Below are 12,396 nucleotides of genomic sequence, written 5' to 3' on the forward strand. Positions count from 1 at the left end.
TTTAATGCTCTTTTTACCATATTCATTCTTATCTTCTTAGAATCAACTTCTCCTTGAGTTGGATCTCCTAGAGGATATGGTATACCAATACCAGGTATTATTCTATTTGCACCTATTGTTAATGATATAGGAACAACTGTAGCCATATGTACTACTGGTATTTTATATTTTTCTATACCTTTTACCATTGTTGCACCGCAACGAGTACAAGTACCTCATGTAGAAACTAGTATAACTGCATCTACACCATTTTCTACAAGTTTTTTACCTATTTCATCTCCAAATTTTGCAGCACTTCCTGTTGCTGTTCCTGTACCTGTTGTTGTAAAGAAAGTGTCATATAGTTTTCCAAACGCACCTTCTTTTTCTAATTCTCTTAATACATCTAGAGGAACTACAAGGTTTGGATTGTCCATAACAAACTGTCTGTCGTATCCTCCATGTATAGTTGTAAATTCTTCAGAACTCATACTATCTTTTCCTGCTATACTATATTCTCCATATTTAGTAGCATTTGAAGATTCTATATGGTCTGGATTTCCAGTAGGTACTACACCACCAGATGTTACTATTGCTATTGTAGCATTTTTTATATCTTTAAGAGGTTTTGCAGGTTCTACTCTATCAAATACTGGCATTTCATATTCTGTAACATATTCTTCTCCATTTATTTTTTTAAGCAACATATCTATAGCTCTATCAGAACCTCTTTTTTCTGCAAAGTAATTTACTCTTATTCCTCTTTCTATATATCCTTCTTCTTTTGGTCCTAAAATTTCTTCTTTTTCTACTAATTTCTTAACTAAATTAGCTATTTTAGGAAGAACTTTTTTCATACCTGCTGCTGAGTTTGGAGAATCTACTATTAACAAATCTTTTCTAAACATATCTACTCCAGGATTTTCTAAATACATTCCTGTAACTGTTGGTATATTTAAATTTTCTTCTATTGCCTTACAAGCTGTACCACAAGCAACACCATATCTACCTGCATTAAATGCTGGACCTGCTACAACTGCATCTGGAGCACATTTTTTTACCATTTCAATAACAGTATTTGTAGCTTCATCAAGATTTTCTCCAAAATAGTTATCTCCACAAATTATAGTTGCAACTATTTCATAATCTTCTCCTAATAATTCTGCAAGTTTAATTCCTGGTCCTACTGCTCCATCTCTTAACTCAGGCTTATAATCTGCTAATTCCTCTCCACCTACATTAGCGAAAAACTGATTTATATAATGAACTATTTTATACTTTGCCATAATGATATATCCCCTTTCGTAGAATTAATATCTCAATACTATTTTTATATAATTGAATAATTTACTTTAATATCCTCTAGCTGCTAATTTATTGAAACCATTAGCTATTGTAGATGCTATTATTATCTGAAGTTCTGCATCAAAACTTCCATCTTCGTTCATACATCCTGACCAACCACCGATTTGATTTTCTATATAGTCAGTCATACCTATTATTCTATCCATAGCAGGAAAATGGAGTACTGCATTTCCCTGACCACAAGAAATCATTGCATCTGCTTCTTCACAAGTATCTGCTAATGACTGAGATTTTCCATCTTTTCCTGGGAATTCATCAGTTATTATGGCTACTTTTATATCTTTATTTGCAACTTTTCTACAATTCATCATTAAATCTGTATCAGGATTTCCATATCCCTCTTCAGTTATTAGAAGACCATCAAGTCCCATCCATTCAGCTAATTTTGCTACCATATCAGAATGTCTTTCTTTATCTGCTAAAAATACATTTTCATTTGTCAATATAACTCCCATAAAATTAAGTTCTTTTCCATGTCTTTTGAATAAATCTTCTATTACTGGATTATGGAAATGGTGATAAGTTGTAACTTTATCACAAGGAGCAACACAATTACCTGAAACTATAGCACCGTCCATTATCTCTTCTGGATACATAAAAGTAGGCACTATCTGTTTTGCATCTACTCCATAATAAAATGTATCGTGAAGTAATCCCTGAGATTGTAGCATATGAACATACCCTATCTTTGGTAAATCTGGGTACTGTGCTGCTTGTTCAAATATTGGTTTAGTTTCAAATACTTCTATGCTATCTGGTTCTACATCTTTTCCAGCTTTACCAATGAAAGCTGCAACTTTAAGTCCTGCTAATCTAGCAGCTTTTTCATATACATGAGTTTCTAGACCATCTTTTGGTTCGACAACTACACATATATTTTGAGTTTTAGAAAAAGGACAATAATCAGCAGCTGGTCCACTCATGTCTATTACACCTTCTTGGAAACCAACTATTTTACCTACTGTTATAACACATGCACCATCTAAAGCGTGAGTTCTTCCACTTCCAACTGTTGGATTAACTTTACCTATTACACCTGGGAAAATTTCTCCACCACCACTAACTTTTACTCTAGGTTCTATAACATCTTTTACTGGAGTTATTCTTGTAGATTCTCCTGGTTTTGCTAGTTCGACTTTGCAATCAATTATCTTATCATCTTCTAAAACTAAATCAATAATTTCTTGCTTGTTTACAAAAAGAGTGTGATTTTTAACACACAATTCTTCTCCGAACTGAATGTCATCAATATGTATTTTTCCTAATTCTAATTTCATGTAGCTACCTCCTTTTATTTTGTTATCGTGATAACATAAAGTTTAAAAAATTGATTGGTTAAAAAAAATATTAAAAACCAATCTTATTTAAATTTTATTTTATTGGGTATAGAATTTTTCTATACCTAAATAGTATCACAAAGGAAAATGTTTGTCTAGGATTTATCATTGAATTTTCAGAATTATTTTTATAAATAAAAGTTATTCTTTGATTAATATTTATATAAAAAAAATATAGATTTTTAGATATTATTAATATTATTTTTTACCACTAAAACTTTATTTTACTATTTTGAACTTCTTTGTTTTCAATGGAAAATACAATGGCTTCTGTATTATATTTTTGTAAAAACTTTTTAATCCAATTTATACATTTTCTACAAATTTATATTTTTATTTACAATCTAGGAATTACATTATCTATTATTGATAAATCTATAGTTTTATAGTCATCTGCTATCTTATCTTCATATTTAGGGATTTCTTTTATTTTTCTAAATTTTTCAAACACTTCTATAGCTTTTTCTATCATCATCACATCATCTAAATTGTTAGTATTGTCAGATGGATAGACTATTATAGATCTAAACGGTGTTTGATTTGGTTTTAGACTGCTCGCTTGAGGGTGAGTTAAAAGCCTATGTCTATCAAATATAAAATTTCTTGTTGTTATTAGAACCTCTTCATAGCTTTCTACAAATTTTATTTTTATAGAATTTTGATATTTTCTCAAAACTTTATCATTATTTGTAACTATTATACATTTTTCTTTTTCAAACATAATCTTTTCCTCCAATTTTAATTCATTTTTATTTTGATGAATTTTAATTTAGAAAAATCATACCCAAAAACATAATATCATAAAATATTTATTGTTTCTATACGAAAAATCATTCATCATATCGACATTATTTTTTATTTATATTTACAACTTAATTTTTATATAATATCTCCAGTATATTCAAATTCATCTGCATAAAAATTAGCAATATCTCTTACATCTCTTACAAATTCTTTTACCTTATCTTCTATCTGATTTTCATCTATCCCATTAGTTAAAATATCTTTTAAATATCCCATATATAATGTACATTCCATATGGTTCATCTTCTTCGCATTTTCTAAACTAATATTATTTTCTTCAACACATTGTTTACACATTTCAAAATCTCTTTCATAAAAATCCGGTGTTTCAAGCATTTTTCTTAAGTGAGTTTTAAATCCACTTAAATTTTCGGGAAACATATGATAATATTCTACAATAGCAGTATCTAAATTTTTACTATTCTCATGTAAAAATATAATATCAAATGCTTCAGGGTATCTAAAAGCTGCTCTTGTATAACATTCCCAAACTCCGAGGTGTTGGTCCCATACAGTTTTCCATTTTTTAGATGCTTTTTCTAAATCCTCTAGATAATAATTTAAAAATCCCATCTGTGCATAAAAAAGTAACTCATCTAAATTTTTAAAATATCTATATAGACACGTTGAACTACAACCCATTTCTTTAGCTATTCTTCTAATAGAAATTGATTTTATCCCTTCTTCTTTTATAATTTCATATGTTTTTTTTATATAATCTTTTCTATTTAAATCTTTAAAATATGTATTATCAGAATTATTTTTCAAACTAATCACTCCATTCTATTACATCTAATATAATATCATATTGATAGATTATTATGTAAGTTAATTTATTTCGTTATAATAATTAATTTAAATATTAAAATATAATTTATATAATTCATAAACTTTTATTAATACGTTTATCGTGTTAAAATATAATTTGATATAATTTGATACAATTCAATACAAGGAGAAAATATGATATACAAAATAATCAATAAGAAAAGCTTTTTTGAAACTACTGTAATATTTGGATTAATCACTGTACTTGCTGCACAATTTAAGATGAATCTTTTTTTAAATAATTTCAAAATCTCAATAGGTATAATTACATTTCCTGTATTTTTATTTTTAATTGAAGATTTTCCAATTTTGTCGGTAAGTATTTTCTCATCAATTGGTGTTTTTATAACTAGAATTGCTTTTCCTTGGCTACAATATGGTTTTCATAAAGAAAATGTGTTAGACTGTCTTCCTGAATCATTTTTCTATTTAGCATATGGATTTCTAATATATTTATATTCTAGAAAGAAGAAAGATATTTTATCAAATGATTCAGATATAATTTGGTTTATTTTTATGGACTATCTTGCAAATTTAGTAGAATTAATTTTAAGGTTTGGATTAAATACATTTAAATTTGATAGCCAATTATGTATTATTGTTGTAGCAATTTCTAGATCTTTTATAATTTGGGCTTTGATTACATTTTTAAAAAAGTATCACCTTACTTTTATGAAAGAAGAACATGCTCATAGGTATAGAAAATTAATGCTTTTAATATCAAAATTAAATGGCGAAGTAATTTGGATGAAAAAAAATACAGCTTTGATTGAAGAAACAATGAATTCATCTTATAAATTGTTTAATGATATGAAAAATCAAGGTATTGATGAAGAAATTTCAAAAGAAGCATTAAATGTAGCTAAAGACATTCATGAAATAAAAAAAGAATACATACTTATTTTAAGGGGTATTTCAGAAGCTATGGATTTAAATTTAGAAAATGATGGTATGTATATTTCTGACATTGTTAGTCTTTTAGAATCTTCTGCCTCTGATGAAGCATTCAATAGCAGCAAAAAAGTTATCTTTAACAACAATTACGATGGAAAATTATATACTGATAAGGAATATTTCTTTATGTCTATTTTTAGAAATATCTTTACAAATGCAGTAGAAGCATCAGTTGACAATAATATTATTATTGACTTTAGTATTGTGTCTAAAAAAGAATGTAACAAAGATTTTTATTCTATAATAATATCTGATAATGGGCCTGGGATTGATCCTGAAGATATTGATGAAATCTTTGAACCTGGATTTTCTACTAAGATAAATTTTGAAACAGGTGAAGTTAATAGAGGATTAGGACTTAATTTAGTTAAAGATATCGTTGAAAATCAGTTTAATGGAAAAATAAATGTTATTTCCAAGCCTGGAAATACATCATTTATAATTGATATACCAAAAAATGAATTGAAGGTGATTTAAAATGAAATTTTATTTAGTTGATGATGATAAAAATATAAGAAAAATACTAAAATTAATAATTGAAGAAAGAGGAATTGGTGAAGTTATAGGTTCTTATGGAAATCCAGAAGATGCTCTTGAAGATTTAAGCGTTATAAATGCCGATATAGTAATAGTAGATTTATTAATGCCTAATATAGATGGTATTACCTTTATAAAAAAAGCTTCCGAAATAAATAAAAACCTTATCTTTGTTATGATTTCTCAAGTTTCTTCAAAAGATATGATTTCTGATGCTTATGAAAATGGTATTGAATTTTATATTCAAAAACCTATAAATAGTGTTGAAGTTGAATCTGTATTAAAAAAAGTAAAAGATTCTTTAACTTTAAAAAGAACTATTGCTACAGTTCAAAATCTGTTTAATACTAATCTCAATTTTAATGATTCATCTTCTAGTCAATCAGAGAAAAAATGGCTACCAAAATTAAAAACTGTTCTACAGAAATTAGGAATTATAGGAGAAATTGGAAGTAAAGATATTATAACTCTTATTGAATATATTATAGAAAAAAATCAAGATATTGAAAATATAACGCTACATGACCTTTGTTACAAATTTACAGATAATCCAAAATCTATGGAACAAAGAATTAGACGTGCAGCAAATACAGGTATGATAAATTTGGCAAATCTTGGTATAGAAGATTATTCTAATGATGTTTTTTTAGAGTATTCTACTAACCTTTATAATTTTGAGCAAGTAAGAAAAGAAATGGATTATATAAGAGGTAAAAGCTCTAAGCATGGAAATGTAAAAATTAGAAACTTTTTAAATTCCCTTGTCTTGTATATACAGAGTTAACTATAAATTAATAATAATTTTAATTATTCAAAAATTTTTTAGATGTGATTTTTAATCACATCTTTTTTATATACATAAAAATCTATACTAAAGGATAAATTGTTATTTTTTTAATAAATATTGAATATATTTTTTTATGAATAAAAATTTTACACTTTAATTCGATTTCTGAGAAAACGATTATTTTTATCAAAAACTTCTTTTACAATAAAATAAAATTTACTTTATTAGAAACTATATAATTTTTTCATATCAAAAAATAAAATTTATGTATTAATTTTTAAATTTTTTTGATTTTTTCGTTAATTTTTTTTCATTTTTTTTGTAACTTATTGAAACTTTTTAAAACTCATATATTATATTCATTTTAACGATAAGAAAACATTTTCTTATAAATATAATCTATAATACATATGAGGTGAAAACTTATGATGACAATTTTATCTGGACTTGGTTTATTATTACTAGTTCTTGCTGGCTTCTCGTTCTTTAGTTTCAAGATGCCAAAAGGATCTGTTGCAATGGGCGGTATGGCTGATGCAGCAGTTGCTACTTTCTTAGTAGAAGCAATACATAAATATATATCAGGAGATTTATTTGGTATAAGCTTTTTAGCAGATGTCGGTAGTGTTTCAGGAGGAATGGGTGGAGTTGCTTCAGCAATAGCAGTTCCTATAGCAATGGGTGCTAACCCTGTTCTTGCAATAGTTGCCGGTGTTGCTTGTGGTGGTTACGGTATACTTCCTGGTTTTGTAGCTGGTTATATAGTTGGATTTATAATACCTATAGTAGAAAAAAAATTACCAGAAGGTTTAAATTTAATAGTTGGAACTTTACTTATAGCTCCTTTAGCTAGATTTATAGCAATGGGTGCTACTCCAGTAGTTGATGCTACACTAGGTCAAATTGGTGTAACAATAGCTGCAGCTGCTGAACAGTCACCACTTGTTATGGGATTCTTACTTGGTGGAATAATGAAAATGATATGTACATCTCCTTTAAGTTCAATGGCACTAACAGCTATGCTTGGTCTTAAAGGTCTAGCAATGGGTATAGCAGCAATAGCTTGCTTTGGTGGATCATTTACTAATGGATTTATATTCCACAACTTAAAATTAGGTGATAAAAGTAATGTCATAGCAGTTATGCTAGAACCTCTTACTCAAGCACCAATTGTTACTTCAAACCCTATTCCTATATTCTGCTCTAACTTCTTTGGTGGAGGTTTAGCGGGAATGGGTGCAGCATTCTTCGGAATAGTAAATAATGCACCTGGTACAGCTTCTCCAATACCTGGATTATTAGCACCATTTGCATTTAATGATCCTAAAAAAGTTGTAATGGCACTTGTAGTTGCAGCAATCGGAGGTTCTTTAGCCGGAATAGTTGGTTCTAAAGTATTCAAAAATCATAAAGTTATAACAAAAGCTGATCTTGAAAGAAAAGCTGGTGTTATTGCATAATTAAATCGTAAGTTTTAAACTTAATTTTATATTTTATACACTACTAAAAAGAAGAAACCCTCAGTTTTACTGAGGGTTTCTTCTTTTTATTGTTTCACCTATTATCAATTATTTAATAGTCATATTCATTAATATATTTTTTATGCTTCAATAGCAACTGTATTTAATTCTTTTTTATGATTTAAATTTGGACTTTTTAATACTAAGCTTATACATGATAATATTACTTGAATAGCAGGATAAGCCATCCATACACCTGATAACTTGAAGAACTCTGTAAATATCCAAAGCATTGCAGGTGCTATTACTATAGGTTCAATATATATTAACAAATTACTAAATTTTGTATTATTTGTTGCATAGAAATATGCACTTGTAACTCTAGTTATACCAAAGAATAAATAAGCAAATGATGTTGTTTTTAATGCAAGTGCTGTTTCGTTCATAAGTTCACTAGAAATATTAAAGTATTTTGCTAATTGAACACTAAATATCATTGTTAAAAACATTAAAAATACTGAAAATACTGAGCATAAGAAAAATGCTTTATTATATACATAATGTAACTCTTCATCTTTATTAGCTCCAAAATAGTAACTAAATAATGGTTGTACTCCATCGCCTATTCCCTGTATTAAAAGTTGTGCACAAGCAAGTACATAGCTTATTACAGAATATATAGCTACTGCTCCATCACCACCGTATTCTATACATTTCCAGTTAGTAAGAATTATTATTATAGATGGTACTATAGTCTGTCCAAATGGAGATACTGCTATTTTCATGATTTTCTTTATTTTAGCTAAATTTGGAAGAATATAATCCATTTTAAAGTTTTTATGATTTAACTTTACAACATATATTATATTCATTATTGCAACGACTCCTTGAGCTGTTATAGTAGCTAAAGCTGCACCAAACATCCCCAAATCCATTCTATATATATATACATAGTCAAGTACTATATTTGTTATAAGACCTGCCACCATATTTTGTGTAGCTTTTATTGGTTTACCTTGATTTCTAACTATAGGATTTAACCCATTTCCAAGTACTGGTAACATACCACCTAATAATATAGTAGTTATATAATCATCTGCACCAGTAAAAATAGCACCTTTTGCACCTAAAAATTTAAGTATAATTCCTTTTGTTCCTAAGAAAAATATTGGAAGTACTATTCCGAAAAATACAAGTAACATTATTGTCTGCATAGCACTATGTTCCATATCTTTTTCTTTTCCTTCTCCTCTATATATAGAAACCAATACTGAACCACCAATTCCTATTCCGATAGCCGTTGCATTTAATACAACTTGTATAGGGTAAACTAAGTTTATAGCTGCAAGACCTACATTCCCTATACTATTTCCAACAAATAATCCATCAACTATTGAGTAAAATCCACTAAATAACATAGCTATCATTGATGGTATTACATAATGCATAAATTGTTTATTAATTCTTTTTTTATCTATTTTTAGTTCTTTATTCATATTAATATTACACCTTCCTTTCACCATAGAAAAGTGTAAACTATGGTCTAAGACCAAAGTCAATACAGAAAAAGAATAATTTTTTAATTTTTTATTTTTATATATATTTCCTTATATTCATGATGTCTATCTGCATATGCTGTTGTATTTATTTCGTGTGTTATTATATAATTTTCAAGTATTATATTATTTTCTTCAGCATATTTTTTTATAAGATCTATATATTTTTTGTTTAACTTATTTCCTTCAGATGGAACAACTATACTAAGTGCATCAAATCCTTCTATAATGCCATTTTCATAAGTTTTTAAATCCATATTATTGTTTTCTAAATACTCTTCAGTAAGTAATTCTTCTACTATCTGTTTTTCTATAGTATAATATGTAGCTTTTTCTGTTAAATCAGAATTATATTCTTTGATAACAGCACCTAAAACAAATTCTTCATTAGAAATACTCGGTATATTTTTTAAAACTAGCTTTTGAGCACTACTATCTAAATCAGTATCTTCAAATAATATATAAGAAGTTTCAAAATGTTTATTTTGTATACTCATATCTCCAGAAATTGCAGGTCCCATAGTAGAACAAAGATAGTCTAACTTTTTTAAAAGTTGTTGTTCATATTTTATTCTATTTCTGCAATTAATTCTCTTTTTTTCAAACAATTCTAATGCTTTTTTCTCATCATTTTCATGCATTATAGAATACATATCAGAAACAGATATATCTAAATTTCTATAAAATATTATATCTAAAATTTCTAATACATTATACATATCATACATTCTATATTTATTATTTGGATTTATTTTAGGATGAATCATGTCTTTTTTTTCATAAAACCTTAATGTATCTACTGTTACATTTAGTAACTTTGAAATTTCCGAAATACTATATGTCTTTTTCAAATTTTATCTTCCTTTTTTATTTTTATTATTACAATTTATTGAAATCTTTTTATAAGTTAGTTTTTAGTGTCCATTTGGTTTTAAATGTAACATTCCTTTTTCCTTTTTTAAATCTGCGTATAACAAATCTATCAAAATTACTGAAAGTGGAATTAATGCTCCCCAAATAGCCTTTCCTAAAAATAATTTAGCTAATACTGTTGCTGAAATTCCTCCACATACAAACATTATAAGCATTATAAGATGTGCACTCATTCTTTTTATATATTGTTCTTCTCCATGCTTTCTTATTGCTTTTGTAATAGCCACACCAACCTGTCTAACATGGTTTGTGCAGAAAGTTGTAGCCATAGGAATTTTTTGTGCTTGTCTAAATGTATTATATTGCATAGATGCTATAAAGTTTATAGAAACTTGAGCTATCTGATAAGGTGCACTTTCTGGTATAAATCCAAGTATAATAACAGTTATAATTTCTACTATTATAAGCATTGTATCCCATCTTATAATATTCATTTTTTTTATTGAAAGTGCTAATGATTCTGAAAGTATAGTACCTGCTAAATATGCACTAAGAGGCACTAAGTAATACGCTGCTTTTTTAAAATTCATATTTCCTAATGCCATTGACAGTAATACGAAATTTGCTGTTTGAGCATTACAGAAAACTCCACCCCTTATCGTATAAGTGTAAGCACCGTAAAATCCTCCTACAAACATAAGTAGGGCAAATATCCACCATTTTTCACATTCTAGATACTCTTCTTGACATTTTTTTGAATTTACATTTTTATTATTATTGCTATCCAAAAATATGCCCCCTTTCTAATAGATTTTTATCGAATAATTTATTAAACTTTATATTGTTTCATATTTATAAATTTTATAAAATAATTTTATATTCAATAAATAAGCCGACAAATTTTTTATTTATGTCGACTTATATATTTTTATGTTATAAAATCTTCTAAATCATCTATTTTTTTAAAATAAATAATTATTGATACACTATTTTTATATAAAGCTAGAAAATTACTTATAATAAAATTATTATACTCCCATTTATTTTATTTTACAAATATACTGTTTAAATTATTCAAAATCTTACTATATCTAGATTTTTATAATTCTATACTTTCTAAATCATCTGGTATAAAAATATTTCCTTTAAAATATTTTTGACCTTCATTTAAATATAAATTTTTTCTATTTTTAATATTTTTATCTTCTGTATGATATAAAATCAAATTGTCTATATTTAATTCTTCTGCTAATTTGCAAGCATCTTTTACAGTAGAATGATTTTTTTCATATGGCTTAAATTTTTCTCTATCTGAATATAAACAAAATGCTTCATGAAGCAACCAATTACTATTTTTTGCATATTTCTCTTCTACTTCATTGTATGGTTCATCTCCACAACAAGTAAGTTTTTTATCTTCATCATAATACATACTAAATCCAAATTGTTTAGCTTTTGTGGAATGTATATCGAAAAATACTGTTTTATTACCTATAATTTCTCTTTCTTCTCCATCTTTTACAGAAACTATATGCACTCTTTGTCCTATAAAATCAGTTTCTTTTTTATTAAGTAACATATATGAAATACTATTTATAATTTCAGATAATTCTTCATGTGCATATATATTTACATCTCCTATATACTCTCCCTTTTTCATAGACCGACATATTTTTCTAATCATCCAAATTACACCGATAAGATGATCTATATGTTTGTGTGTTACAAATATTTCTTTAATATTTTTCCAATCTATATTTGATTTTTCAAGTTGGTTGAAAATTTGATTCCCACCACCGCCATCTACTAAAAAATATTTATCTTTATCAGTTATTACAAATGTTGTATTATAACATTTTGTTACCATAGCATTTCCTGTTCCAAGCATTGTTATTTTCATAATTATCCTCCTTTTT

At 26.9% G+C, this 12,396-nt stretch carries 11 protein-coding genes; 3 read left to right on the forward strand and 8 right to left on the reverse strand.

Features of this window, described 5'->3' with window-relative positions; all coding sequences use genetic code 11:
- From Q1J78_RS03595 to Q1J78_RS03610, 4 genes are all read right to left on the reverse strand, one after another.
- Nucleotides 1–1,265: glycine/betaine/sarcosine/D-proline family reductase selenoprotein B (locus Q1J78_RS03595; protein WP_300278570.1), on the reverse strand; the 1,265-nt coding region annotated here is incomplete at its 3' end.
- A gap of 66 nt (nt 1,266–1,331) precedes the next feature.
- Nucleotides 1,332–2,621: a sarcosine reductase complex component B subunit alpha gene (gene grdG, locus Q1J78_RS03600; protein ID WP_300278573.1), complete on the reverse strand. Its 1,290-nt coding sequence runs from the start codon at nt 2,619–2,621 to the stop codon at nt 1,332–1,334.
- A 397-nt stretch (nt 2,622–3,018) separates the two neighbouring features.
- Entirely contained in the window at nt 3,019–3,402 is a 384-nt protein-coding gene (locus Q1J78_RS03605) for a GrdX family protein (protein WP_300278576.1), read from the reverse strand.
- Between the two features lie 158 nt (nt 3,403–3,560).
- Nucleotides 3,561–4,262, reverse strand: coding sequence for a TetR/AcrR family transcriptional regulator (locus tag Q1J78_RS03610; RefSeq protein ID WP_300278579.1), 702 nt, complete (start codon nt 4,260–4,262; stop codon nt 3,561–3,563).
- 186 nt (nt 4,263–4,448) lie between these two features.
- On the opposite strand from Q1J78_RS03610, the gene Q1J78_RS03615 reads away from it, so the two are divergent.
- The 3 genes from Q1J78_RS03615 (at nt 4,449) to Q1J78_RS03625 (ending at nt 8,051) form a co-directional block, all read left to right on the forward strand.
- Nucleotides 4,449–5,744: an ATP-binding protein gene (locus tag Q1J78_RS03615; RefSeq protein WP_300278582.1), complete on the forward strand. Its 1,296-nt coding sequence runs from the start codon at nt 4,449–4,451 to the stop codon at nt 5,742–5,744.
- 1 nt (nt 5,745) lies between these two features.
- Nucleotides 5,746–6,588, forward strand: a complete 843-nt coding sequence (locus Q1J78_RS03620; protein ID WP_300278585.1) for a response regulator — start codon at nt 5,746–5,748, stop codon at nt 6,586–6,588.
- A 428-nt stretch (nt 6,589–7,016) separates the two neighbouring features.
- Nucleotides 7,017–8,051 (forward strand): PTS sugar transporter subunit IIC, encoded by a 1,035-nt coding sequence (locus Q1J78_RS03625; protein ID WP_330683247.1) that lies wholly within the window; start codon nt 7,017–7,019, stop codon nt 8,049–8,051.
- 140 nt (nt 8,052–8,191) lie between these two features.
- Here the strand turns inward: Q1J78_RS03625 and Q1J78_RS03630 are convergent, their stop codons facing one another.
- The 4 genes from Q1J78_RS03630 to Q1J78_RS03645 form a co-directional block, all read right to left on the reverse strand.
- A complete protein-coding gene (locus tag Q1J78_RS03630; RefSeq protein ID WP_300278588.1) occupies nt 8,192–9,547 on the reverse strand; it encodes an MATE family efflux transporter in 1,356 nt (451 codons plus the stop codon).
- A gap of 83 nt (nt 9,548–9,630) precedes the next feature.
- Nucleotides 9,631–10,458 carry a MerR family transcriptional regulator gene (locus Q1J78_RS03635; RefSeq protein WP_300278591.1) on the reverse strand — a complete coding sequence of 276 codons (828 nt, stop codon included), beginning with the start codon at nt 10,456–10,458 and terminating at the stop codon, nt 9,631–9,633.
- Nucleotides 10,459–10,521: 63 nt separating this feature from the next.
- Entirely contained in the window at nt 10,522–11,268 is a 747-nt protein-coding gene (locus Q1J78_RS03640; RefSeq protein WP_300278594.1) for a YoaK family protein, read from the reverse strand.
- Between the two features lie 311 nt (nt 11,269–11,579).
- The gene (locus Q1J78_RS03645) at nt 11,580–12,380 is read right to left on the reverse strand and encodes an MBL fold metallo-hydrolase (RefSeq protein ID WP_300278597.1); all 801 of its coding nucleotides are present in this window, start codon (nt 12,378–12,380) and stop codon (nt 11,580–11,582) included.
- Nucleotides 12,381–12,396 lie beyond the last annotated feature (16 nt).

The sequence above is a fragment of the Peptacetobacter sp. genome, from assembly GCF_029264495.1.
Lineage (GTDB): Bacteria > Bacillota > Clostridia > Peptostreptococcales > Peptostreptococcaceae > Peptacetobacter.

Coding starts and splice junctions, on each gene's coding strand:
- Q1J78_RS03615 (WP_300278582.1), top strand. CDS start 4,449: ATGATATACAAAATAATCAATAAGAAAAGCTTTTTTGAAACTACTGTA.
- Q1J78_RS03645 (WP_300278597.1), bottom strand. CDS start 12,380: ATGAAAATAACAATGCTTGGAACAGGAAATGCTATGGTAACAAAATGT.
- Q1J78_RS03630 (WP_300278588.1), bottom strand. CDS start 9,547: ATGAATAAAGAACTAAAAATAGATAAAAAAAGAATTAATAAACAATTT.
- Q1J78_RS03625 (WP_330683247.1), top strand. CDS start 7,017: ATGATGACAATTTTATCTGGACTTGGTTTATTATTACTAGTTCTTGCT.
- Q1J78_RS03605 (WP_300278576.1), bottom strand. CDS start 3,402: ATGTTTGAAAAAGAAAAATGTATAATAGTTACAAATAATGATAAAGTT.
- Q1J78_RS03620 (WP_300278585.1), top strand. CDS start 5,746: ATGAAATTTTATTTAGTTGATGATGATAAAAATATAAGAAAAATACTA.
- grdG (WP_300278573.1), bottom strand. CDS start 2,621: ATGAAATTAGAATTAGGAAAAATACATATTGATGACATTCAGTTCGGA.